This window comes from Dyadobacter sp. (assembly GCF_017744695.1).
In the GTDB taxonomy this organism is placed as follows: Bacteria; Bacteroidota; Bacteroidia; order Cytophagales; family Spirosomataceae; genus Dyadobacter.
In genome coordinates this window covers 902,456-926,573 of sequence record NZ_JAGIAS010000003.1, presented here as the reverse complement: position 1 = coordinate 926,573, position 24,118 = coordinate 902,456, and the positions used below count along the sequence as shown (strand labels likewise).

The 24,118-nt window shown below is 49.1% G+C and carries 20 protein-coding genes; 15 read left to right on the top strand and 5 right to left on the bottom strand.

What is annotated here, in order from left to right:
* The first annotated feature begins 10 nt into the window (after positions 1–10).
* Together can and J7619_RS15820 are read left to right on the top strand one after the other, a co-directional pair.
* Entirely contained in the window at positions 11–640 is a 630-nt protein-coding gene (gene can, locus J7619_RS15825; RefSeq protein WP_291200203.1) for a carbonate dehydratase, read from the top strand.
* A gap of 275 nt (positions 641–915) precedes the next feature.
* Positions 916–2,073, top strand: coding sequence for a PepSY domain-containing protein (locus J7619_RS15820; RefSeq protein ID WP_291200200.1), 1,158 nt, complete (start codon positions 916–918; stop codon positions 2,071–2,073).
* Between the two features lie 48 nt (positions 2,074–2,121).
* On the opposite strand, the gene J7619_RS15815 is transcribed toward J7619_RS15820, so the two are convergent.
* Complete coding sequence (locus tag J7619_RS15815) at positions 2,122–2,949, bottom strand: glycoside hydrolase family 16 protein (RefSeq protein ID WP_291200197.1); 828 nt, start codon at positions 2,947–2,949, stop codon at positions 2,122–2,124.
* Between the two features lie 241 nt (positions 2,950–3,190).
* On the opposite strand from J7619_RS15815, the gene J7619_RS15810 reads away from it, so the two are divergent.
* The 8 genes from J7619_RS15810 to J7619_RS15775 all read left to right on the top strand — a co-directional run bounded on the left by J7619_RS15810 (position 3,191) and on the right by J7619_RS15775 (position 10,498).
* Entirely contained in the window at positions 3,191–4,204 is a 1,014-nt protein-coding gene (locus J7619_RS15810) for a bile acid:sodium symporter family protein (RefSeq protein WP_291200192.1), read from the top strand.
* 3 nt (positions 4,205–4,207) lie between these two features.
* Complete coding sequence (locus J7619_RS15805) at positions 4,208–4,831, top strand: DUF4230 domain-containing protein (RefSeq protein ID WP_291200189.1); 624 nt, start codon at positions 4,208–4,210, stop codon at positions 4,829–4,831.
* 29 nt (positions 4,832–4,860) lie between these two features.
* On the top strand, positions 4,861–6,237 hold the full coding sequence (locus tag J7619_RS15800; protein WP_291200186.1) for a glutamine synthetase family protein: 1,377 nt from the start codon (positions 4,861–4,863) through the stop codon (positions 6,235–6,237).
* Between the two features lie 39 nt (positions 6,238–6,276).
* Positions 6,277–7,050, top strand: a complete 774-nt coding sequence (locus J7619_RS15795) for a glucose 1-dehydrogenase (RefSeq protein WP_106597807.1) — start codon at positions 6,277–6,279, stop codon at positions 7,048–7,050.
* A gap of 133 nt (positions 7,051–7,183) precedes the next feature.
* On the top strand, positions 7,184–8,569 hold the full coding sequence (locus J7619_RS15790; RefSeq protein ID WP_291200183.1) for an aldehyde dehydrogenase family protein: 1,386 nt from the start codon (positions 7,184–7,186) through the stop codon (positions 8,567–8,569).
* Between the two features lie 46 nt (positions 8,570–8,615).
* A complete protein-coding gene (locus J7619_RS15785; protein ID WP_291200180.1) occupies positions 8,616–9,206 on the top strand; it encodes a Uma2 family endonuclease in 591 nt (196 codons plus the stop codon).
* An 8-nt stretch (positions 9,207–9,214) separates the two neighbouring features.
* The gene (locus tag J7619_RS15780; RefSeq protein WP_291200177.1) at positions 9,215–9,919 is read left to right on the top strand and encodes a glutamine amidotransferase-related protein; all 705 of its coding nucleotides are present in this window, start codon (positions 9,215–9,217) and stop codon (positions 9,917–9,919) included.
* 60 nt (positions 9,920–9,979) lie between these two features.
* Positions 9,980–10,498 carry a phosphoribosyltransferase family protein gene (locus J7619_RS15775; RefSeq protein WP_291200174.1) on the top strand — a complete coding sequence of 173 codons (519 nt, stop codon included), beginning with the start codon at positions 9,980–9,982 and terminating at the stop codon, positions 10,496–10,498.
* Here the strand turns inward: J7619_RS15775 and J7619_RS15770 are convergent, their stop codons facing one another.
* The 3 genes from J7619_RS15770 to J7619_RS15760 all read right to left on the bottom strand — a co-directional run bounded on the left by J7619_RS15770 (position 10,499) and on the right by J7619_RS15760 (position 16,297).
* Complete coding sequence (locus J7619_RS15770; protein WP_291200171.1) at positions 10,499–11,956, bottom strand: ATP-binding protein; 1,458 nt, start codon at positions 11,954–11,956, stop codon at positions 10,499–10,501.
* Positions 11,957–12,046: 90 nt separating this feature from the next.
* Positions 12,047–14,254, bottom strand: coding sequence for an alpha-galactosidase (locus tag J7619_RS15765; protein WP_291200169.1), 2,208 nt, complete (start codon positions 14,252–14,254; stop codon positions 12,047–12,049).
* A 96-nt stretch (positions 14,255–14,350) separates the two neighbouring features.
* Positions 14,351–16,297, bottom strand: a complete 1,947-nt coding sequence (locus J7619_RS15760; RefSeq protein ID WP_291200167.1) for a KUP/HAK/KT family potassium transporter — start codon at positions 16,295–16,297, stop codon at positions 14,351–14,353.
* Between the two features lie 243 nt (positions 16,298–16,540).
* Here J7619_RS15760 and J7619_RS15755 point away from each other — a divergent pair, with 243 nt between their 5' ends.
* Together J7619_RS15755 and J7619_RS15750 are read left to right on the top strand one after the other, a co-directional pair.
* The gene (locus J7619_RS15755) at positions 16,541–17,983 is read left to right on the top strand and encodes a hypothetical protein (RefSeq protein ID WP_291200164.1); all 1,443 of its coding nucleotides are present in this window, start codon (positions 16,541–16,543) and stop codon (positions 17,981–17,983) included.
* A 75-nt stretch (positions 17,984–18,058) separates the two neighbouring features.
* Positions 18,059–19,882, top strand: a complete 1,824-nt coding sequence (locus tag J7619_RS15750) for a sialate O-acetylesterase (RefSeq protein WP_291200161.1) — start codon at positions 18,059–18,061, stop codon at positions 19,880–19,882.
* Between the two features lie 18 nt (positions 19,883–19,900).
* Here J7619_RS15750 and J7619_RS15745 read toward each other — a convergent pair whose 3' ends face one another.
* Positions 19,901–21,250: an Nramp family divalent metal transporter gene (locus J7619_RS15745; RefSeq protein ID WP_291200158.1), complete on the bottom strand. Its 1,350-nt coding sequence runs from the start codon at positions 21,248–21,250 to the stop codon at positions 19,901–19,903.
* 154 nt (positions 21,251–21,404) lie between these two features.
* Here J7619_RS15745 and J7619_RS15740 point away from each other — a divergent pair, with 154 nt between their 5' ends.
* From J7619_RS15740 to J7619_RS15730, 3 genes are read left to right on the top strand one after another with little or no spacing between them, the layout of a single operon-like run.
* Positions 21,405–22,067, top strand: coding sequence for a metal-dependent transcriptional regulator (locus tag J7619_RS15740; protein WP_106597815.1), 663 nt, complete (start codon positions 21,405–21,407; stop codon positions 22,065–22,067).
* A 14-nt stretch (positions 22,068–22,081) separates the two neighbouring features.
* Complete coding sequence (locus J7619_RS15735; RefSeq protein WP_291200154.1) at positions 22,082–23,164, top strand: LptF/LptG family permease; 1,083 nt, start codon at positions 22,082–22,084, stop codon at positions 23,162–23,164.
* A gap of 1 nt (position 23,165) precedes the next feature.
* The gene (locus J7619_RS15730; RefSeq protein ID WP_291200151.1) at positions 23,166–24,089 is read left to right on the top strand and encodes a DMT family transporter; all 924 of its coding nucleotides are present in this window, start codon (positions 23,166–23,168) and stop codon (positions 24,087–24,089) included.
* Positions 24,090–24,118 lie beyond the last annotated feature (29 nt).

Sequence of the window (24,118 nt, the reverse complement as noted above, 5' to 3'; positions counted from 1 at the left end):
CAATCACAAAATGGAACTTATTAACCGCCTGTTAACCGCCAACAAATCCTGGGCAGCCCGCCAGCTCGAAGTGGACGAAACGTATTTTGACAACCTGGCGAAGGATCAGCAACCAGATTTCCTCTGGATCGGATGTTCGGATAGCCGTGTACCTGCCGAGGATCTCACAGGCTCGCAACCGGGCGAAATGTTTGTACACCGGAATGTGGCCAACCTTGTGGTGCATACGGATATGAATATGCTCAGCGTGCTGCAATACGCCGTGGAAGTGTTGAAAGTGAGGCATATCCTGGTAGTAGGACATTACCAATGCGGTGGTGTAAAAGCGTCCATGATGCACAAGGACCTGGGGCTGATTAATCGCTGGCTGCATAATATCAAGGATGTATACGACAAATTCGCAACCGAGCTGGATGCGATCGAAGACGAGAAAAAGCGCTTCGACCGGCTCGTTGAACTCAATGTGATCCAACAGGTGCATAACCTCGCGCAGACGAGCATTGTACAAGGCGCGTGGCATCAGGGGCAGGAACTGCATTTGCACGGCTGGGTATTCGGCCTGCACGACGGGCAGTTGAAAACCCTCGCGCACATGCCGCCGACCACGAAAGTGGAAGGGATTTACCGCTACGATTTTTAGTACAAGCTTGCGCAAATCTCCTGATTTGTACGCATTATTCGCAGGCCTCCGGCCGGTCAATACGGTAATCGTGCCTTACAGTATTGACCGGCCGGAGGCCTGCGAATACAAGTCACGAAGGTTCACCTTCGCGCCACCCCGTTAAAGCATCTTCCTCCCTTTCCTCCATTCTTCCCTTTCTCCATCCCCGCTTTCATCCTTTTTGGTCGTTCACATCGTTCGCCTTATCTTAGCAGTCTTAATTGAGTCTAAATAAGATAACCAGCGGAGGATCGATGAAAAAATGGATTGGAAAACTACATCTGTACCTGGGGCTTGTCTCAGGCATTATGGTGTTTATTATTTCCATCACGGGTTGTATACTGGCATTTGAGCAGGAAATCAAAAGCATTACACAGCCTTACATGTTTGTAAAAGGTCCGACCGACGGCAAGGTATTACCTCCCTCGCAACTTGCCGAAATTGCCAAAAAGGCGCTGCCTGGCAAAGTAGCCAAAGGGGTACTCTACGATACACCCGACCGCAATGCGCAGGTCGGTTTTTACAATCTCGATCCGGAATATTATTACGTCGTCTATATCAATCAATACACCGGGAAAGTGGAGCACATCTGGAATGAGGACGACGATTTCTTCCACTTCATCCTCCATGGGCACTATTATCTCTGGCTACCGGAGAAATACGGGCAGACGGTAGTAGCCTCGGCGACGCTGGTTTTCTTTTTTATGATGATCAGCGGAATGGTGTTATGGTGGCCCAAAAATAAATCGGCCGCGAAACAACGCTTTTCGATCAAATGGAATGCGGCTTGGCGACGTAAAAATTATGACCTGCATAATGTATTGGGTTTCTACGTCATGTCCATCGGTGTGATACTGGCTGTAACCGGCCTGGTTTGGGGCTTTCAGTGGTTTTCGCAGGGGCTTTATACTGTTACCGGCGGAAAGGGATCGGATATGTATTATAACCCGCTTTCCGACACTGTTTCGACCGCGCAGGTAACCGGCCCGATGCAGGCTGTGGACAAAGCCTGGTTCCAGTTGCAAAAGGAATATCCCAAATATTCAACCCTCAATATATCCTTTCCAACCGAAAAGGCTGAGTCGATATTCTCGTATGTGAACTTCCGGGAAGGCACCTATTACAATGTGGATTATCACTATTTTGACCAATATTCGGTCAAAAAGATTAAGGCGGAAGGGCCGTATACCGGCAAATACAGCGAGGCAAACTTCGCGCAGACATTGCGCCGTATGAATTACGACATCCATACAGGGGCAATCCTGGGTTTACCGGGCAAGATACTCATGTTCTGCGCCAGTCTGATTTGCGCTTCTTTGCCCGTAACTGGCTTTGTGATCTGGTGGGGGAGAAGGAAGAAAACACCGAAAAGGGTCAGAAAAAGTGTTCCTTCGATGAAACCGGCGATTTGACGAGGCGCGGGAGCAATGGCCGCCAGCCGATAGCTGACCGCCGAAGTCTCACTGTTTCTGGTAAACCCTCACATAATCCACTTCAAAGCGGGCGGGGAAATCTGTTTGGGACAGATCGCCGCCGTTATCTCCTCCTAATGCCATTCCCAGCAGAATGTAATGGGGCTGCTTGAAAGGCGTAATGTCGTTGTTTTTGGCATTAATGGCCTTGGCCTGATCCTGTGAGGCCATCAGCATATCGTCGACATATATTTTGATCGAGTTTTCGTCCCAATCCATCCGCCATACGTGGAACTTGGACGACCAGTCCGGGTCATTGAAGGTGCTGATCTGCTTTTTGTTGGTATTCCAGATAGGCTTGTAGCGCTCATTGGAGCCCCAGGCGAGATTTGCCAGCAACATTCCCCTGTAAAATTCCATGATATCTATTTCGCCATTGTCCGGCCATTCACCCCTATCGCCCAGCGTCCAGAATGCCGGCCAGATACCTGAGCGGGTATCGATTTTGGCACGCATTTCGAAGCGGCCGTACTGAAAGCTCTTTTTGCCGCGTGTGATCATGCTGGCTGAGGTGTATTCGGCGTATTCCCGGCTTTCTTTCCAATTGCTGCTACCCGGTTTGTAGTTAGGGTTTTTGACCCGTTCCTTTTTGGCTTCGATGATCAGATAACCTCCTTTGCAATAGGCATTATCGCCCTGGTACCATTGGTCTTCGTGGTTTCGGGTGAAGCCTTTTTCGGGCTGCCATACATTCGGGTCGGGCGCGCCATCGTAGTCGAATTCATCGGCCCAGACGAGTTTGTACTGTGCCGTTGAGGGTAAAACGCTCATGATTGTGAGGACGATCGTCAAAAGTATTTTGTCAGGAGTTGTCATTAGTGGTCAGGTATTGTTGCGGACAGATAGTCGGTTGTAGTTATCAGGAAATGCGTTTGCAGGTATTGGCTGTTCCTGATATTATTGGGGAAAGTGGCGCGCGCCCCTCATTTACCCGAAATAGCATTTTGAAACAATTGACACTATTAATGGACACACCGGGTTTTATTTCTGACAGTTTTCCATTTTCTTGTAAACGTCAGTTTCCCGTCGCTTCTGTCGGGTGATGTTGATTTTTTATATGCGTAAATTCATTGATACTGCAAAAAAAGCCGGTTTGGACGGTTTTATGCTCGCATTGCTCAGTATGATCCTGCTTGCCTGGCTCTGGCCTGCGCCGGGTATGAAGGATAGCCCGCTGCACCTCTCCACCGTCTCGACCTATGCGGTTTCAGTCATATTCTTCTTTTATGGCCTTCGGCTCAGTCCCGAAAAGCTGAAAGCCGGGCTCGTGAACTGGCGGCTGCACGTGATGGTGCATTTGTCGACATTTGTACTTTTCCCCGTATTAGCGCTCGCATTCAGGCCATTTTTTCAGAGCGAAGAAGGGCAGGTGATGTGGCTGGCGATCTTCTTCCTGACCGTCCTGCCTTCCACCGTTTCATCGTCGGTGGTAATGGTGTCGATTGCACGCGGCAATATTCCTGCGGCGATATTCAATGCGAGCATTTCCAGTCTGATCGGTGTTTTTATCACGCCATTATGGATGGGCCTCGTGCTGGATTCGGGGCCCGGACATTTTGATCTCCTTTCGGTAGTCGGAAAGCTGGCCATGCAAGTACTATTTCCGGTATTCGCCGGAATTGCCCTGAATAGCCGCTGGGGCCATTACGCCGAGCGCCATAAAAAGTGTATACGCTATTTCGACCAGTCGTCGATTTTGCTGATCGTGTACACTTCTTTTTGCGAATCGTTCGGTGAGCACCTGTTCGATTCGCTCGGAATAAAAGAAATTGTATTTTTAGGGATAGGAATGCTCGCGCTGTTTTTCGGGATCTATTTCCTGCTGACATTCATTGGCGGGTTGCTGCATTTCAACCGGGAGGATAAAGTTACCGCGGTGTTTTGTGGTTCCAAAAAATCGCTGGTACAAGGTGCGGTGATGTCCAAAGTGCTGTTCGCAGGCCCGGAGGCCGGTTTAATGCTCCTGCCGATTATGCTTTATCACGCATTGCAGCTGATAGCCGCCAGCATTATAGCCCAGCGGATGGCCAGGGAGCCGGAAGCCGCGAAAGATTTTGTACTTAAAAAATAATGTATGCGTATCATATCGTGGCTGGTGCGGCTGCTCGTATTGATTTTGCTTTTGGCCGGGATTAACGCCTTATGGTCGGGTTTCAAGACCGGAAGCTGGTTGCCCGAATGGCTTGGCGGGGAGGATAAGGTGGAGGCGATGCACACCGTGGTTTTGCAGGAGGTCAGCTCCATGGGCAAACTTGAAGTTGTGAAATACAACTTTAAAGATGTGGTGGAACAGGAAATCGCAAAAATGTGGCTACCGAATGCGAAAGCGATCCTGATCGTGCAGGGGGAGGCTATTGGCTGTGTGGATCTGGCTAAAATTTCTATGGAAGACATTACCTCCGATGCAGAAACGTTGGTGATCAACATGCCCGAGCCCGAGTTGTGTGTTTTTAAAATAGACCATAGTAAGTCAAAAGTTTATAATACTGAATATGCCTTTACCGACGAGGCGAAGCTGGTGCAGGAGGCTTACAAGCAAGCCGAAAAGCAAATCCAGCAATCGGCCCTCGACATGGGTATTCTCGACCAGACTAAGGAGAATGCCCAAAAAATACTGACGCCCATGCTGGAAAAAGCTTCCGGTAAAAAGGTGGTGCTGAAATTTCCAATGAATGCCAAAGTAGACAAGTTGCGATAAAATAAACTGCGCTAAACCAACCCTTTCTAATGAGTAAAAAAGGATTTCTGACGCTGGATGAACTTTCGGGCAAGATTGGGGGAGGGGAGATTGAAACCATTGTTGTTGCATTTACGGACCATTACGGCCGGCTCATGGGCAAGCGTGTGGATGCCGACTATTTCCTCGATTCGGTTTCCAAATCGGGCACGCACGGCTGCAATTACCTGCTCACGACCGATATGGCCATGGAGCCGGTACCGGGCTATCGTTATGCCAACTGGGAGCTCGGCTACGGGGATTTTCATTTGGTGCCCGACCTCGCTACCCTGCGCATCGCCGACTGGCTCGACAAAACCGCATTGGTGATTTGCGATGTACATAACGACAAATCGCATCAGTTGGAGTCGATAGCGCCGAGATCGTTGTTGAAAAAACAACTGGCTTCGCTGGCAGGCGATGGGGTGGAATGCTTTGCTGCTTCCGAATTGGAGTATTATCTGCTCGAAAACAGTTATAAACAGGCATTTCAGCAGAACTACCAGAATCTGAGTCCTGCGGGATATTACCTTGAAGATTACCACATCATGCAAGGGACCCGGAACGAAAAATATACTTCGGCCGTCCGCAGGCATTTGAAAAACTCCGGCATTGCTGTCGAAACTTCCAAAGGTGAATGGGGTTTGGGGCAACACGAGCTGAATGTGAAATATGCGGATGTGCTTTCCATGGCCGACAACCACATCGTGTACAAGCAGTGCATGAAGGAAGTTGCGGATGCAATGGGCCTTTCCGTGACATTCATGGCGAAATTCGCGACCGATCAGGCCGGTTCCAGTAGCCATATTCACATGAGCTTGTGGAAAGACGGAAAGAATATCTTCGACGGCGATCAGCAGTTCGGGCCCGTTAAGGGCTCGGATATTTTCCGCTGGTTCCTTGGCGGCTGGATCAAACACGTGCCGGATGTAATGCCATTCTATGCGCCGACGGTTAATTCCTACAAACGGTTTGTCGACGGCTCGTGGGCACCTACGCGGCTTGCGTGGAGTTACGACAACCGCACGGCGGGTTTCAGGGTGGTAGGAAGCGGTTCCAGCCTGCGCATCGAATGCCGCATTCCAGGTGCGGATTGCAACCCCTATCTTGCATTTGCGGCGTCGCTGGCGTCAGGCCTCGACGGGATCCGCAATCGCATTGAGCCGCCCGAATGCTTTATCGGCGATATTTACGCTGCTGCACATTTGCCACGCGTACCTTACACACTCGCGGAATCCATTGCATTGTTTGAGAATAGCCCTTTTGCCAAAGCGGCATTCGGAGAGGAAGTGGTGGAGCATTACACGCATTTTTTCAAAACCGAGCAGCGGGCGTATGATACCTCCGTGACAGACTGGGAGCGGAAGCGGTATTTTGAACAGATTTAATCACTCGTTACTATCCAAAAAACATAACCAATCAAACCCATGCGCTTAGAGAACAAGGTCGCGCTTATTACAGGTGGAAGCGGCGGAATCGGTCGTGAAACTGCTATTTTATTTGCCAAAGAAGGGGCTAAGATCGTCGTTACGGATGTGAACGACGCTGCCGGTCAGGAGACCGTCGATGAGATTGTGAAAAACGGCGGAGAGGCTTACTTTTTGCATTCGGATGTTTCCAAAGCGGCTGACTGCGAAGCCGCGGTGGCATTTACCGAAGAAAAATTCGGCAAGCTGAATATCCTTTTCAATAATGCGGGTATCATGCATAGCGACGACGATAATGCCGTCACTACGGAGGAGGCGATCTGGGACCTGACGATGAATATCAACGCGAAGGGTGTTTTCCTGGGTTGTAAATATGGTATACCGGCATTGAAGCGCGCAGGTGGCGGTTCTATCATTAATACGGCTTCATTTGTGGCTATTTTGGGTGCTGCTACGCCGCAGGTTGCTTACACTGCAAGCAAGGGGGCGGTGCTCGCGCTCACACGCGAGCTCGCGGTCATCCACGCGCGGGAGAATATCCGTGTGAACGCATTGTGCCCGGGCCCGCTGCGCACGGAGTTGCTGATGAAGTTTTTGAATACCGAAGAAAAGAAACAACGCCGGCTGGTACACATCCCGATGGGCCGTTTCGGCGAAGCGAAGGAAATGGCTTACGCCGCATTGTTCCTTGCCTCAGACGAGGCCTCTTTCGTTACCGGCACCGACTTCCTGGTCGACGGCGGTATTACCTCGGCTTATGTAACACCTCTTTAATGGAGGAAGGAGGAAAGGGAAGAAGGAGGAAGGGGAAGAAAGTTTAAATCATTGAGTCATTAGGTCATTGATTGATTTTTCTTCCTTCTTCATCCTCCCTTTACTCCATTCCTCCTTTTCTCCCTTTCAAAAAATGACTCAAAAAACAATAAGTCCGATCGATGGCTCTGTGTATGTGGAGCGCGAACTGGCGAACGCACAGGCCGTGGAGGCTGCTTTGGAAAAAGCGGTAGCCGCGCAGAAGGAATGGAAAAAAACGACGCTGGCAGAGCGCGAGACGATTTGTCGGAAGGCGGTCGAATATTTCCTGAATAATGCGGAGGAAATCGGTCTGGAACTCACCTGGCAAATGGGGCGGCCTGTTCGCTACACGGCGAATGAGATCCGTCGCGGCTTCCAGGAGCGGGCTAATTATATGATTTCGGTGGCGGAAAAAGCGCTGGCGGATGTGGAAGTCGATGAAATTCCGGGTTTCAAAAGATTTGTAAAAAGAGAACCGCTGGGCGTGGTGTTCGTGGTGGCGCCATGGAATTATCCTTACCTGACATCTGTAAACTCCGTGATACCGGCCATCATGTCGGGTAATGCAGTGATTTTGAAGCACGCGCAGCAGACGCCCCTTTGCGCCGAGCGCTATGCGGCAGCATTCGAATACGCGGGTTTGCCGGAGGGTGTATTTCAATATCTGCATTTAAGTCATGATCAGGTAGCCCAAGTGATAGGCGACATGCGGATCGATTATGTGGCATTTACCGGCTCGGTAGAAGGTGGTCATGCGGTGCAGAAGGCGATTAATGAGCGGTTCATCGTTGGCGGGCTCGAATTGGGCGGGAAAGATCCCGCGTACGTGCGCGCGGATGCGAACCTGGCCGACGCGGTTGAAAACCTGGTGGACGGTTCTTTCTTCAATTCCGGTCAGTCGTGCTGCGGAATCGAGCGCATTTATGTGCATCAGGCCGTTTATGATGATTTTATCAAGGGTTTTGAAGAACTGACCAAAACATATGTGCTTGGTGATCCGCGTGATGCTGAAACGACCTTGGGGCCGATGGTGAGAACATCAGCGGCGAGCTTTGCCCAGAAACAGATTGATGACGCTGTGGCACAAGGAGCTACCGCATTGATCGACCCGGCATTGTTTCCGGCGCACCAGTCGGGGACGCCCTACCTGGCACCGCAGGTGCTCGTGAATGTCAATCATTCGATGGACATTATGACGGAGGAAACTTTCGCGCCGGTAGTAGGTATTATGCCGGTCGCCAGCGATGAAGAGGCTATTCGGCTGATGAACGATAGTCAGTACGGTCTTACCGCTTCCATCTGGACTTCGGATGTCGACGCGGCATTACAAATCGGCGAGCGAGTCGAAACCGGCACCTGGTTCATGAACCGCTGCGATTACCTCGACCCCGCACTGGCGTGGACGGGCGTGAAGAATTCGGGACGTGGCTGTACATTGTCGGTGGTAGGTTACGAGGCATTGACGCGGCCCAAGTCTTTTCATTTGAAAATAGGGTAACTTGGTTTGTTGGGTTATCTTTATTTGAAACTAGTCAATTTGAGATATGAAGAGCATCGACACACTGGATTTGAATGGTACGTACAGCTATGCAGACTATTTAAAATGGGAGTTTGAAGAGCGCCTTGAACTGATTAAAGGAAAGATCTTCAAAATGTCGCCCGCACCTGCTACGAGACATCAGCGAATTTCAGCGTTGCTTTTATCCGAAATATGGCAATTGCTCAAATACAGAGATTGCCAGGTTTTTGCCGGTCCGTTCGATGTGAGACTTTCGAGGTTTGATGTTCAATCTGATAAGGAAATTCTCACAGTTGTCCAGCCTGATATTTCAGTGATTTGCGATCCGACTAAAATAGATGAAAAAGGCTGTCTCGGCGCGCCGGACTGGATTATTGAGATACTTTCTCCGGGCAATACCAGAAAGGAAATGGACAACAAGTTTGACGTGTATGAGGAATCTGGTGTGAAGGAATATTGGCTGGTTGAGCCGAATGATGAAGTGGTTTTCGTGTATGTACTAATTGAAGAAGGTAAATTCATTGGATTGAAACCGTATACCGTGGGTCAGGCGCTGACCTCGGTTACACTACCCGAGTTTACCATTGAACTGAACCAGCTTTTTGATAACAAGTAAAATATAGTATGACAAAAGTCGGATTGCTGGAATGCGACCATGTACGTGAAGAGCTGTTGCCGATCGCGGGAGATTACCGGGAAATGTTCCCGGCTTTGTTTTCACAGGTTGCGCCTGACTGGGAGTTCACGTTTTATGATGTTTGCAACGGGCATTTTCCGGCTTCGGCGGATGAGTGCGAGGTGTACGTTTGCACAGGTTCCAAATATTCGGTTTATGATGACGAGCCGTGGATTCATCGGTTGAAGGAGCTCGTACGTGAAATCCGGGATTCCGGGAAAAAGTACCTGGGTATTTGCTTCGGGCATCAGATGCTGGCGGAAGCATTGGGCGGAAAGGTGGAGAAATCGGCCGTGGGCTGGTGCGTAGGCGTACATAACTTCCAGGTATTGAGCCAGGAAGAATGGATGGTGCCGGCTCGGCAATCATTCAATCTCTTGATGATGTGCCAGGACCAGGTAATGGAACTGCCGCCCGATAGTAAGCTGCTGGCCGAGTCGCAGGATTGCCCGATCGGGATGTTTAAGGTCGGCGAAAATATGGTCGCGATACAGGCGCATCCGGAGTTCCCTAAGCCTTATGAAAAGGCATTAATGGAAATCCGAACGGAGCGTATTGGGCAGGCGAAAGTGGAAATGGGTATTGTGAGCCTGGAATTGCCGCTTCATGAATTGACTTTTGCGAATTGGTTAAAGAATTTCGCGGCGCTATGAAGTGGCATGACGGTTTGCTATTTTTACCGCTGCTAGGATTTTAACTTACCAATACCCGCAATGACCCAGAACAGCAAGGTATCCAGGCGTCAGATTTTGAGTGCCCACCAAACGGGCCAGAAAATACGCCGGATCGCTTTTGAAATATATGAGCAGAATTTTGAGGAAAAGGGCATTATCATCGCAGGAATCGCCGGCGAAGGTTTTGCCTTTGCCAAAAGACTGGTAGCCGAGCTCACAGAAATTTCCCCGCTTGACGCACAGCTGATCGAGCTCCGTTTCGACAAAAACATCCACCAGCAAAGTCCGATCCTGTTCGATCGCGAATTGAATGTCGAAAATCAGGTGGTGATCGTCGCGGACGACGTGCTCAATACGGGCCGTACGCTCGCATTTGCATTGGAGCCGTTCCTGAAAGTACCGATGAAAAAAGTTCAGGTAGCCGTGATAGTCGATCGCAGTCACCACAAATTCCCGATTCATGCCGATTACGTGGGGTATTCGTTGAGTACCACGCTTACTGAGCATGTGGAGGTCGTTTTAAGTCGTGCGGAAGAGGAAGGGGTTTATTTGAAATAATCACAATTTGCCGCGTATTTCCAGCGTGTTCACGCCCACGATATAAGCGTAAATAGCGGAAGGGACGAAGTTAAGCGTTATGCCATTTTTTTCTATCGTCCCTTCCTTGTCAATAGTTGTGACAAGGGCTGATTTCAAGTTGTTCTTTTCACAAAATTGTAGCACGCTTTTTAACTCCTCAGGCCTTTCGTAATACCTGTTGCTCCACTTCACTTCCACCGCCCACGCGGGTTTCAGCGATTTGTTGTCCAGGCCGATCATATCCACTTCACCCTGGAATTTTCCGTTAGTCCAGCGCGCGTACCAGGGCGTGAACCAATAGCGGTGTATCCATTGGGAAAAGATGGCGGTCTCGACCATGCTTCCAAACAAATCGTCGGTAGCTTCGAGGGGGGCGAATAAGGCGCTGCGCAGCGAAGGATTGGTCAGGAAAACCTTGTAGAAATTGGCGCGCTGGAATTTTTTAGCGGTATCGTCGACCCGGTGGACAACTCTCACAAGAAATGCGGCTTCCAGGTATTCCAGGTATTTTTTCAAAAGGTTCTTGTCGATACCGCTGCTTTTTGAAAGTACGTCCAGCGAAACTTCGTTTCCGCTGTAATATGCAAGCGTTGTGAAGAATGCATTGAGTTCCTGTACATCCTGAATGCCGTAAAGGCTGGGCAGGTCGCGCAATAGTACTTTGTCAACAATGTCGCTTTTGATATATCTCCCGGGATTGGCCTGAATGGTTTCCGAAAATATCACCTCGGGATAACCTCCGAAGTTGATGTAATCGATGAAATGCTTGTTAAGCTCTGTTAAATGGCTGCTCGTGAAGAATTTGTTCACGTTGCCGTTCCAGGCGATGGACGAAGGGCGAATCAGATGGTCGAATTTCTTTAACTGAATATATTCATGAAATGTCAGTGGAGGAAGCATGAATTCTGTGAACCTGCCTGCGCCGCTTTCATTGCTTTTGAGCCGCAAAGCAGCAGCGGCTGAGCCGGAAACAATGATTTTGGTATGGGGATAACTGTCCACCATCACCTTTAAATGTACTTCCCAATCTCTGAGATACTGGATTTCGTCAAAGAACAGATACCAGTTGTCAAGGTTGTCGTCAGCGACCGCTTTGCGCACAAGCGAAAAGAGCTGGTCCAAACCCATATACAGATAGATAGGGTTGTCGATGCTGATGAATGCGATTTTTTTGGGGTTAATACCATCATTCAGCAATTTCTGAGCGCTATGGTGCATCATAACGGTTTTGCCGACCCTTCTGGGGCCCATTAACACAACCGCCCTTTTTACGCTGGTTTCAGCCACCAACTGATGCAGGAGCCCGAAGTACAGCCGGGGGTGCATATCCTCATATTCAGGATCGATTTTGCCTGAGACCCACCAGGGATTTTCGAATCGGAGCCTGCTTAATACGAGCTCTTTGGATATGGGTTTGAGTTTGATCGATTTTGTCATAGATCGACAAATTTGTTTAAATAATATAGATTGAAATATACTAAATTAACAAATTTGTTGATCTAAGAAAAATATTGCTAAAATTGATTCTTATTTCTCCTCCAAGACCTCCAAAATCACACTGGCCCGTCTTGAATTCACAACAGGATTGAAACCGGCTGTCATCAGAAAATCTCCTGAATAGACCTGATTCTCTTTGATGGGCGATTTGGTGTCGGGATAAAGGTTCAGCTCCCGTACTTTGTATTTTTTGCCGGCGTCCAGTCCTTGCAAACGAACGGCAATGTCGGAACCTGCACCGTTGCGATTGCTCACCAAATAGGAGAATACAATAGCCCGGTCCTTGCTTTTGGTTGCGAAAAGCAGGGATGCGAAGTCGTTTTTCTTCGGATCTATGAGGCGGTATAAATCGCCTTGCCAGATTACGTCTTTGATCGCATTGTAAGTGGCGACGGATTGCTGACCGAATTGCAGGTCTTTTTCATTCAAATGACTCACCACAATATCGTACCCGAGCTTGCCCATCATCGCAACGTCGGTACGGAATTTCAAGGGCTGCTTGCCCCAGTCCGTCACGTGTGCGCTTTGCGCGAGCGCGGGAAAGAAGTAGGAATACTCCCATTGCATGAAAATGCGTTCCAGCGGGTCGGTATTATCGCTCGGCCAGAACTCGGTAAAATATTTCAAAGCCTCGTAATCCACCCGGCCACCGCCGCCGGAGCAGAGCATCATCGGTACTTTCGGGTATTTGGCGCGGAGTTTTTCGAGGACTTTGTAAAGGCCTTTTACATAATCGACATACAGCTGCGACTGCTTTTGCTTGCTCTTTTCGAGGTAGGCCGAATGCGCATTGAACGTAATGGCATTACAGTCCCATTTAATATAAGCGATCTCGGGATTTTCGGTGAAAAGCTTATCCAGAATGCCGTAAACAAAGTTCTGAACCTCCGGATTCGACAAATCGAGGGGCAATTGATTACGCATGTAATGCTCCGGGCGCTGTGGTTGGCGGATCACCCAGTCGGGGTGCTTCTCATAGAGCTCACTTTTGGGATTTACCATTTCCGGTTCCACCCAAATCCCGAATTTGATCCCCGCATTTTTGGCTTCTTTCACCAGGTAACCTATGCCGTGCGGGAGTTTTTTGATGTTTTCCTGCCAGTCGCCAAGCCCTGCACGGTCGTCGTTACGGGGGTATTTGTTGGCGAACCAGCCGTCGTCGAGCAGGAAAAGATCTACGCCCAGCTTCTTTCCGTCTTTGAATAGTCCCGACAATTTTTCTTCATTAAAATCAAAATAAGTGGCTTCCCAGTTGTTCAGCAGCGTGAGGCGGGAGCCTTCGCCGTCGAGAATGCGGTATTTGCGTGCCCAGTTGTGCAGGTTCCGGCTGGCCTCGCCCTTTCCGTTTTCGGAGAACGTGTAAATGAATGAAGGGGTTTTGAAATCCTTGCCGGAGGCCAGCGGATATTCGGAGGCATAGTTGTTAATGCCCGCGATCAGGCGGAGGTTATGGTAGGAGTCCACTTCGAAATCCATCCGGAAGTTGCCCGACCACGCGAGCGTGCCGAGCAGCACTTTGCCTTCGGTTTCGGAAGCAGGTTTGTCAAATGAAAGCTGGAAACTGGGCGGCTGAAAGAGGTTGGCGCGTGTACCCAGTTTGGAATCGAGTACGCGGATTCCGGCAGTGAGTTGTTCTTCTTCCGGGTTCATCTCGCGCGCCCAGGTACCATTGTAATGTGTGAGATAGAAGTCTTTGCCAGGGAAATAGAGGTTTGCGGAAGCATACTTGTTCAATGTGATCTCGCCCTTCTCCGCGCTTTTGATCACGCTCCATTGTTCCACAACATTCTCCCGTGAATAGGTTTTGTAAAACAACGACACTTCTACGGCATACACAGGATCTTTCAGCTGAATGTTCGTAACCGCTACATTATCGCCTTCGCGCGTGGTTTGGTGATTGATATAAACAAGGTCTGTCGATTTGTTACCGTCCGCATGTGTAATCTGCAAAGCCGGCTCGGAGATGTTCCACGAACCTGCCGGCGTGTAGGCCGAATTGTAGATGCCGGCATTGCCGTCGCGCTGGCGGTTTTGGGAACTTACCAGATCATATTCTGACACCTGCGTCAGTTTTTTGCCAAAATAGATAATCGACAAGTGTTTGTCCGCATCGGTTTGTAAAACAAGGGCATTTTGAGCGGTTTCGATGGGGATGGTGACCTTGTTCTGGGCCGTAGTGCCGAAGGCGTGCGTGAAAAGCACCAACAGGGGAATGGCGATGCGCCGGAGAAAATTCATTGGATTAGCAAAGGGAATAGTTTGAAAAAGAAAAAGGATCGATACCGGCAATGTTACTGGCAATATCGATCCTTTCAAAGATGTTCAGCGCGGTAATCAGTGGAAAACGCGCCTTAATTTGACGTTTTCGACCGGCCGGATAATGAGCGGTACTTTCTCTATTTTGACTGAACTGCTGTCGAGCCCGAACCATTTGTCTTCCGGTGTCGTGAAATCCTTGACAAAGAAATAGGTTTTCATTACCAGCTGTTCCAGGAACGGCAGGTCGTTTTCAAATGAAAGGAACCTTTCCAGCACCACAAAACGGAAATCACCGGTAATGTTCTGTTTGCTCAGTGATTCGTACCGGCTGGTAATGTCCACTTCCTTGTTTAGAACCATATCCTCGACCACTTTCCGGAAGAACATATTGATCCGCTGATCGACGCGGAAACCTAGCCGGAAGTTGATTTTGATGACATTGTCATGGTGGTCTTCATCGGACAACACCTTGTATTCCATGGTATAAGGATCATCCATAATGTCGACGTGAATGAACCAGTACACATCGGCACGTTTCGGGCGCTTTTGGAAAATAGAGTAAATGACCTTTGTTTCGATTTCCGTCGCGCGGGAGGCGTTGGTCATGAAAACGAGGTGGGTGGTGTACTTTGGAATACTGATATCACGGCTCAGCTCGTGCAATGCGGGCAGGTATTTTTCGAGCTTGGTATATTCAGTGAGCCTGAGTTTGATGTAAAACGCTTTGAGCCATACTGCCATCAAACCCGCTACCAACGTGCCTACCATAATCGTGAACCAGCCTCCGTGCGTGAATTTCAGGAGGTTAGCGCCGAGGAAAGCACCTTCAATGGAAAGGTATAGCAGCATAAAAAGGATGACGATCCACAAATTCACCCTTTTGACATAAAGGTAATATGACATCAGGATCGTGGTCATGATCATCGTGAGGGTGATCGCTAACCCGTACGCGGCCTCCATATTGGCCGACTCTTTGAAATATAGCACAACCGCTGCGCAGCCTAGCAATAGCAACCAGTTAATGCTGGGGACATAGAGCTGTCCTTTTTGATCACTGGGATAGATAAGCCGGACTTTCGGCCAGAAGTTAAGCCTGATCGCTTCTGAAATGAGTGTAAATGATCCGGATATCAACGCCTGACTGGCTATGATGGCGGCCGAAGTCGCAATGACGATACCGGGCAGAAGCCACCATTCCGGCATGATTTCATAGAAAGGCTTGCGTCCGCTCAACAAATTGCCGGTTTCGGACAACAGCCAGGCGCCCTGACCGAAATAGTTGAGTATCAGACATGATTTGACGAAAATCCAGCTTACGCGGATATTCCCTCTGCCACAGTGCCCCAAGTCGGTGTAAAGTGCCTCGGCGCCCGTGGTGCAAAGAAATACCGCACCAAGCATCCAGAAGCCGCCTGGGTGCTTCGTTAACAACTGATAGCCGTAAAACGGATTGAATGCTTTGAATATGCCGGGATGTTCTAAAATCTGATAAACCCCCAGGACACCAAGCATCACAAACCAGGTTACCATCAAAGGCCCGAAAGTGCGCCCTACGATTTTGGTACCGAATGCCTGGATCAAGAAAATCGCAGTCAGAATACCCAGCACAATGGGAATGGTTTGGATATTGGGGTATAGCAGTCTCAAACCCTCTACTGCGGACGCAACGGAAATGGGTGGAGTGATAATACCGTCGGCAAGAAGGGTGCTTCCTCCGATAATGGCCGGTACAGTCAGCCATTTGGCGTGCTTCCTTACCAATGCGTACAAGGCGAAAATACCTCCTTCTCCCCGGTTATCGGCCCGGAGGATCAAAACAACGTATTTGACGGTTGTTTGGAGCGTGAGTGTCCAGAATATACAGGATAATGCGCCGTAGATAATTTCTTCGGATATTACCTCGCTCCCGATAATCGCCTGCATTACATAAAGTGGCGACGTACCGATGTCACCGTATATAATGCCGAACGCCACCAGAAGCCCGGCGGCCGTTACCTTGTCAACTTTGTGTTTTGATTCCATCCACCTTTTATGAAAAACGGCGAAAGTTAGGAAACCGCGGAGAAAAAGGTTCCTGAAGGTAGCATTAAATTTTCGATCCGATAACTGTGGTTATTAAAATAGTTATATGTATTCTTGATTAAATAATTTTTATATATTAGCGATGGTGATTGACTAACGGTCCTCTATTATCAGACTCTATATTCTTTCCCGTAGGCAACGTTCCCAACTTCTCGATCATTTCTCACTTTAATCAACAAGTTGATGAAGAAGTACGTATTTACGGGCGTTGCCTGCCTGTTTTTGTTGTTTGTAAGCTGCGCGCAAGACGCGCCGAAGGGCTCGCCACCCGTTGAGCCTGTTGACGAACAGAACGATCCGCCGGGGACTCCGACTACACCGGGTGAGCCGGAACGTCTTTTGCCGTCGCAGCTTCCCACCATTTCTGACCCGATGTTTATTACCGGAACGACCACTTACGAGTCGAAATACGACGCCGGTAGATGGTTTTCGCGACCGCTTGAGAAGCCGTACCTTGGGACTATTACAAAAAACGGGGAGGTGCCAGTAGTGGTTTCCTTTGGTGGTGGTCTTACAGCCGGCGTAAGCAATGGTGGACTCAACAGAGAGGCTCAGCAATTTGCATATCCTAATCTGGTTGCCCGGCAAATGGGAATTGCGGATTTCAAAACACCGTTGCTCAATGAAGATGAGGCGAATGGCACAGGCATCTTTCTCTACGGAGAGCCGAATGGAGATTTCCCGCGTTGGCTGGAAGTGACGAACGATCTTGCGCATCTGGAACCGGGGGAGCCGGTCAAAATGACACCTTTCCCGGGCTTGATTCACAATTTTGCATTCCCCAATGGCGGCACGATCGGGGCCAGCTATCCGTATTGTCCCGATTGTAAGTCGCAGGCGTATTCGTCGCGTTTCAGTTCCTACAAAATAACGAAGGATACCACGCTTTTGAAATCGATTCAGCAGAAGCAAAAATATGATTTCGTGATCATGGAGGACTTCTATGATGCTTTTGCGAATTGGATTATTAATCAGCCGCGCCTTGATGAAAGGTTTTCGCTAGCCAATTACGCCAGCGTACCTACATATGCGATGGACGGAATAGTGAGTAAGGGGCAAAAGGGCGTGGTTTTCACAATTCCGCATTTCAAGCATTGGGGGTTCATGAAATGGTATGATGTTGAGGTTTTGAAAAAAATGGTCCCCTCGATATCTATGGTTTATTGGATAACAAACAGTGCGGTTGTCGCAAACCACACGCAGGAATTTTATCTGAAACCGACTAAATACACAGAGGGGGTATTTGGAACTGCGGAAAAGGGAAAGCCCATTCAAGGACAGATAAACGACATGGATATCATTGACCAGGGAGAAGCGTGGTTTGCAGATCCTGAAAGAGTTGTCAATCCAAGTGTTCGAAAGTTTGCGGATAAATACAATCTGGCGCTCGTAGACCTTCATGCGATCTATAAAAGAATTAATGACGGCGTCTACGTTACCGATAATGGTCTAAAAATTGATGGATCAATCAAAGGTAATTTTTTCTCGTCCGACGGCATTTATCCTACTCCGTTAGGCCAGGCTGTGATAGCCAACGAAGTAGTAAAGGCAATTAACCTCAAATACGATGCTAAAATCCCGCTGATCAACGTGAGCGAATTCATAGAGGTTATTTCTTCAAAATAAACGAAACAATGTATGCAGATGCTTTCCCGGATAGTTTTCGGGATCGAACCTCTGCGTGCCTTAAACACACATCTTATGAAAAATATATCGGCTACTATTTTGTCAATTCTTGCGTTGACGTCACAAATCGTGCATGCGCAGTACCTTAGTTTATCTTATCCAAAATACAACTCGGTCCTTCAACGGGACGGTAATAATCAGGCAACAGTCACGATCGCCGGGCAATTGGTTTGGGGAACTGGGGCGAACGGTGCAATCGTGCCTGGGACCACAATTAGCTACAAGATCAAGACATTAAGTGTGAATCCTAATGTGCAAGGGGCCACAATCAACTTGTCGATGGCTGGTAATGGTATGTTTTACACCACGACGACGCTGACAAAAGGTTGGTATTTGGTAGAGGTTATGCTGAACGGGGCTGTTTATGCGTCTTCCAAGGTAGGTGTAGGGGACGTTTTTATCATTGCAGGACAATCCAATGGCCAGGGAATAGGCGGACAGTTTGAGCCGATGGGAGGGTGGAAATTGCCGGCAACGGCAGGTTTCCCGGAATGGATTGTCGGTATCAATGAAGATTATAACTGTACAAAAAATCTGCTCGATAATTTCGGAGAAATGTATCCGCTCACAGACGTAGCTAAGCAGTACAATAGGCTTGGTCCGACTGGAAATAACGTTTGGTGCTACGCAGTGCTTGGAAAGAAGATATCTGATGCAAATGGTGGAATGCCGGTAGCTTTTTTTAACACGGCGTCAGGCGGTAGCACAATCACGCAATGGTACTTGGGCGCGCAGGGGCTTGCTGCGTCGAATCCTTACACCGGAGGGACTCAATTTTGTTTAGGTTACAAACAAGGTTCAGTGAATCCGGCAGATTACTACGGACAACCATACACACCGCTGCGCTCTACACTAAATTGCTACGCATCGCTTTATGGTGTCAGAATGGTGCTTTGGCATCAGGGTGAAGCGGACTCAGATAATAACGTGCCCGCAAACTACAAAGCAAGCAGTGCCGCCGACTATCAGACCAAATTACAATTCGTGATCAACAAGTCCAGGTCCGATTTCGGAGCTACCATTAATCCCAATATTCTCAGTTGGGTAGTTTCAAAAGCAACTATCAGTAAGTATGGCCCATTAAATAACACGATTCGCTCTGGACAAGGAGCTGTGGTTGGCGGATCGACAACTGGCGGACCAGATACGGATTACATTGTTGGAAGTGGCGGAGCGATCGCAGGCATTACGTATCGAAGGGACAGTACGCATTTCGAAGAAAATTACAGCGGGGCTCTCACCTGGCTCGCTGGTAAATGGTTTGATGCGATCGGAAACAACGGCAACAGAATTTCTGCTGGCTTTGTACCTCAGCTTACATATACGACCAATGGAAACAAACGATATCTGATAGCTCCGGCAGGGTACGTCGAATACCGCTGGGGTTCGAGCATCAACAGTCCAATCGCAGGAGCGAATACGAACACATTTACGACAGAAAGTTGCTACTCCGATATCAAATGCTTCATTAAAGACAGCAAAGGCAACTGGCACATATCGGCAGCTACCTGGGTACATTGTTACGCATCTAACCGGATTGCGGCAGAGATAGAGGAGCCGGTTGTAAATGAGGACGAATTGCTAGGATTGACAACTTTTCCAAATCCTTTTCAGGAGGAATTTCAGATTGAATTCAATGTGAAAGAGGATGGGAGCCACGTCAAGCTTGAACTTATGGATGAGAGCGGCAGGGTGTTGAAAACGTTGGTTGACAACCCGCATTCAAAGGGACGATGGAAATACTCTTCAGGCAAGCTGGGATTCGGAGTGCAAACGCTGTTTTGTCGTTTAAAAGTGAACGAGTTGTATACGGTTAAAAGGCTCCTGAAAGAAAATTGAAATGCGTTGTGAGGGGCGTTAAACAAGCGTCCCCCACAACAAAAATCCATTCAACCCAATAATAATCAACGCAATAACCCAGCTTACAGCGTTCAATAGCCTGGAATTGGCAAACGGCCCCATGATTTTGCTGTTCGAAGTGAAGAACACCAGTGGTACCACGGCAAAGCTGAGTTGCAGGGAAAGAATTACCTGGCTGAGTACGAGCAATTCGGCCGTACCACGCTCGCCGTACAGGTAGGAGACGATCAGCGCAGGAATAATGGCGATACCGCGCGTCAACAGCCGGCGAATCCAGGGTTTCAGACGAATATTGAGGAAGCCTTCCATCACGATCTGGCCTGCGAGGGTACCCGTAAGCGTGGAGCTCTGTCCGGATGCGAGTAACGCAAGCGCGAAGAATATGCCGGCCAGGCTTACGCCCAATACGGGATCGAGCAGGTGGTAGGCGTCGGTGATATCGGCGATTTCGAAATGGCCGTTGGCGTGGAATGCCGACGCGGCCAGGATAAGAATGGAGCCGTTGATGAAGAAAGCCAGCGCCAGCGAAACGGTAGAATCGATGGTTGCGAAGCGGATTGCGGAACGTTTGCCCGCTTCATCTTTTTTGAAATTACGGGTCTGAACAATGCTCGAATGCAGGTAAAGGTTGTGGGGCATCACGGTGGCCCCGAGGATACCAATGGCAATATAAAGCATTCCCGGGTCGGTCACGATTTCCTTTTTAGGGACTAATCCACCCATAACACCGGCCAGCGATGGCTGCGAAACGATCATTTCGTATAAAAAGCTCAGCAGGATAATGGTCATCAACCCGGCCACAATGCTTTCAATAATGCGAAACCCTTTTTGCTGGAAATACAATACAATCAGCACGTCGAATGCGGTGAACACAACGCCGACGGGGAGAGGGAGGCCGAAAAGGAGGTTCAGTGCAATGGCGGAACCGATCACTTCGGCGAGGTCGGTGGCGGCGATGGCGATTTCGGAAAGTATCCAGAGAATAAATGATACCGGGCGCGAGTAGTAATCGCGGCAGGCTTGCGCTAGGTCGCGGCCCGCAGCAATGCCGAGCTTGAGGGATAAATGCTGCAAAAGCATGGCAAACAGGTTCGATATCAGGATCACGGAAAGTAATGTGTAGCCAAACCGCGAACCGCCTTCAATATCGGTGGCCCAGTTGCCAGGATCGATGTAGCCCACCGCTACCATCAGGCCCGGACCGGCAAATGCGGCCATTTTTTTCCAGAAACCAACTCCTTCCGGTACCGAAATCGAGGAGTGAACTTCGGATAACGAACGAAGTTGCCCGCTATGATCCGGTGTTTTCTCTTGCAAAGACTTATCTATTTTTAAATCGTCAATCATTTCCTTAGTCTCCGAAATAAACAATTTAGTTCTCTGAAAACAAAGATAAGGAAATTCTTAATATATTTTTAGGTTAGTCTAAATTTTTTAATTTACAGATAGTAAATCGTACTTTTGCCGGATATTTAAGATTGGTAACCGGGGCTTACAAGGCATGCAGAATTCTTTCACAGAAGAAAATTACTTAAAGATCATCCACGCGCTTTCCGGACGTGACGGGGTCGAGGTGAGCACGAATGCGCTCGCGGAGAGCACGTCTACGCGTGCGGCATCGGTGACGGACATGCTGCGCAAGCTGGCAGACAAGGGATTGATCCATTATAAAAAATACCAGGGCGTAACACTGACGGAAAGTGGCGAGAAGGTGGCGATCAAGGTGATCCGCAAGCATCGCCTCTGGGAAGTTTTTCTGGTTGAAAAGCTGGGTTTCGGCTGGGACGAGGTACATGACATTGCCGAGGAGCTGGAACACGTCCCGTCGGAAGTATTGGTGGAAAAACTCGATGCATTTCTAGGGCATCCGAAGTTCGATCCGCATGGCGACCCCATTCCTGACGCGAAAGGAAACCTTACCGAACCCGATTATCTGATCCTTACCGATGTGCACGTTGGTGAAAAAGTGTTAATGATGGGAGTACTCGATCATGCGCCTTCTTTTCTGCAACATCTTGATCGGTCGGGGATTACGCTCGGTGCGGTGATAGAGGTGAAGGAAATTAATGAATATGACAAGTCGGCGTCCGTACAGATTAACGGCGGCCCGACGTTGTTTATCAGTCTCGAAGTGTCTAAAAACCTGCTGGTACAGCGCCGATGAGATCCTAGCCAGCCATGAACTTTAAAATCCTCGATCGGTACCTGATCAAAAACTTCCTGATTACCTACGTGTTCGTGGCGTTCGTCATCGTACTGATTATCTGTATGATCGACTATACCGAAAAGGTGGACGACTTTCTCGACAAGAAAGCACCGCTCAGGGAGATCATCATCGATTATTACCTCAATCTGATCCCTTACTGGATCAATTACATCAGTCCGCTGATGGTATTCATCGCCACGGTGTTCTTCACCTCGCGCATTGCCGCGCGTACGGAGATTATCGCCATGCTGAGCAGCGGGATAAGCTTCACTCGGATGCTGATGCCCTATATGGCCGGGGCGGTTGTGCTGGGGATCCTGACATTCATTCAGGTAGGATGGGTTTTGCCGAAGGCCAATAAAATCCGCGTCAGTTTTGAAAAAACTTACGTAAAAAACGAATTCTATTTCAGCGGGCATAACGTGCATATTACCATTGCGCCCGACGTGTATGCCTATCTGGAAAGCTATAACACCACGACGCAGACCGGGAATAAATTCACGATGGAGACGATCAAGGGCACTAAACTGCTTCAAAAGTTTTATGCCGAGAAGATTGTCTGGCAGCCGAAAAAGAAGAAATGGACGCTTCAAAATTACCAGGTGCGGACGCTCGATAGTCTCGGCGAGCGGCTGAGCAGGGGAATGGAGATCGATACGACTATTAACCTCTCGCCCAAAGATTTCGAAAGCGATTATAACCTCTACGAAACATTTACGCTACCGGAGCTGAACGCCTACATCGAGCTGTTGAAAAGCCGTGGTGCCGATGGTTTGGAGGTGTATTTGATTGAAAAATATATCCGCTTCACCCAACCGTTCGCGATCCTGATCCTGACGGCGATCGGGGTGATCGTTTCGGCGCGAAAGAGCCGTCGCGGGGTAGGTTGGCAGATTGCCCTGGGTTTTATGCTGGCATTTATTTACATCCTTTTCTTTTTGTTATCCAAAGGTGTGGCCGAGGCGGGGACGATCAATACGCTTTTTGCCGTGTGGCTGCCTAATATCGTATTTTCACTGATCGGGGTGCTGCTTTACAAAACATTACCGAGGTAGTATGCTTTCCTCCACTTCCGTTCGCTCTTACCTGCATTTGCATTTCCTGGTGATGATCTGGGGCTTCACGGCCATTGTGGGGCTGATGGTATCGATTTCGCCGGTTGCATTGGTTTTGTACCGGACGTTTTTCGCGGCCGTCGGCCTGGGTGTTGTGGTATTGCTATTTAAAAAGAGCTTTTGGGTTGCCGGCCGCGATCTGGCCAGGATATTGGGCGTCGGATTTTTGCTTTCGGCACATTGGATGCTGTTTTTTGCATCGGCCAGGGTTTCTACGGCCTCGGTTTGCCTGGCCGGAATGGCCACGACTTCGCTCTGGACGAGTCTTCTGGAACCATTGGTGAATAAACGGAAAATTAGTCCGCTCGAGGTGGGACTGGGCATTCTCGCATTCGCGGGTTTGTATGTCGTATTCAGATTTGAATTTGACCATGCATTAGGCCTGGGTCTCGCCATAGCCTCTGCGATGCTCGCGGCGAGTTTTACGGTAGCCAATAGCCACCTCGTGCAGCGGATCGATGCCTGGGTGATCACTTTTTATGAAATGTCGGCCGCTTCATTGTTTTCGTTGCTGTTTCTCGGGATTTCCGAAAGTAATAACTGGAACGGCGGGGCGCCATTCATCCCGGCGCCAGGTGATTGGATCTGGATATTGTTCCTCGCGCTCGTATGCACGGTGTATGCGAGTACGATGGCGACCCAGCTGATGAAGCAATTTTCAGCCTACCTCATCAACCTGACTATCAATCTGGAACCGGTTTATGGCATTGCGCTGGCCTTTTTTATTTTCGGAGAGAAAGAGCGGATGACGCAGGGTTTTTACATGGGAACGCTGCTGATTTTGCTGGCGGTGATCCTGTATCCGCTGCTGACCACAACCGTAATGAAGAAGAATAACCGTAAGATAGTTGAAACCGGTAAATAGATCATATTGAGCTGCCGGTGGGCGGAAAG

Bases quoted from the DNA above. Each gene is read 5' to 3' on its own strand.
- can (WP_291200203.1), top strand. From the start codon at position 11: ATGGAACTTATTAACCGCCTGTTAACCGCCAACAAATCCTGGGCAGCC.
- J7619_RS15820 (WP_291200200.1), top strand. From the start codon at position 916: ATGAAAAAATGGATTGGAAAACTACATCTGTACCTGGGGCTTGTCTCA.
- J7619_RS15815 (WP_291200197.1), bottom strand. From the start codon at position 2,949: ATGACAACTCCTGACAAAATACTTTTGACGATCGTCCTCACAATCATG.
- J7619_RS15810 (WP_291200192.1), top strand. From the start codon at position 3,191: ATGCGTAAATTCATTGATACTGCAAAAAAAGCCGGTTTGGACGGTTTT.
- J7619_RS15805 (WP_291200189.1), top strand. From the start codon at position 4,208: ATGCGTATCATATCGTGGCTGGTGCGGCTGCTCGTATTGATTTTGCTT.
- J7619_RS15800 (WP_291200186.1), top strand. From the start codon at position 4,861: ATGAGTAAAAAAGGATTTCTGACGCTGGATGAACTTTCGGGCAAGATT.
- J7619_RS15795 (WP_106597807.1), top strand. From the start codon at position 6,277: ATGCGCTTAGAGAACAAGGTCGCGCTTATTACAGGTGGAAGCGGCGGA.
- J7619_RS15790 (WP_291200183.1), top strand. From the start codon at position 7,184: ATGACTCAAAAAACAATAAGTCCGATCGATGGCTCTGTGTATGTGGAG.
- J7619_RS15785 (WP_291200180.1), top strand. From the start codon at position 8,616: ATGAAGAGCATCGACACACTGGATTTGAATGGTACGTACAGCTATGCA.
- J7619_RS15780 (WP_291200177.1), top strand. From the start codon at position 9,215: ATGACAAAAGTCGGATTGCTGGAATGCGACCATGTACGTGAAGAGCTG.
- J7619_RS15775 (WP_291200174.1), top strand. From the start codon at position 9,980: ATGACCCAGAACAGCAAGGTATCCAGGCGTCAGATTTTGAGTGCCCAC.
- J7619_RS15770 (WP_291200171.1), bottom strand. From the start codon at position 11,956: ATGACAAAATCGATCAAACTCAAACCCATATCCAAAGAGCTCGTATTA.
- J7619_RS15765 (WP_291200169.1), bottom strand. From the start codon at position 14,254: ATGAATTTTCTCCGGCGCATCGCCATTCCCCTGTTGGTGCTTTTCACG.
- J7619_RS15760 (WP_291200167.1), bottom strand. From the start codon at position 16,297: ATGGAATCAAAACACAAAGTTGACAAGGTAACGGCCGCCGGGCTTCTG.
- J7619_RS15755 (WP_291200164.1), top strand. From the start codon at position 16,541: ATGAAGAAGTACGTATTTACGGGCGTTGCCTGCCTGTTTTTGTTGTTT.
- J7619_RS15750 (WP_291200161.1), top strand. From the start codon at position 18,059: ATGAAAAATATATCGGCTACTATTTTGTCAATTCTTGCGTTGACGTCA.
- J7619_RS15745 (WP_291200158.1), bottom strand. From the start codon at position 21,250: ATGATTGACGATTTAAAAATAGATAAGTCTTTGCAAGAGAAAACACCG.
- J7619_RS15740 (WP_106597815.1), top strand. From the start codon at position 21,405: ATGCAGAATTCTTTCACAGAAGAAAATTACTTAAAGATCATCCACGCG.
- J7619_RS15735 (WP_291200154.1), top strand. From the start codon at position 22,082: ATGAACTTTAAAATCCTCGATCGGTACCTGATCAAAAACTTCCTGATT.
- J7619_RS15730 (WP_291200151.1), top strand. From the start codon at position 23,166: ATGCTTTCCTCCACTTCCGTTCGCTCTTACCTGCATTTGCATTTCCTG.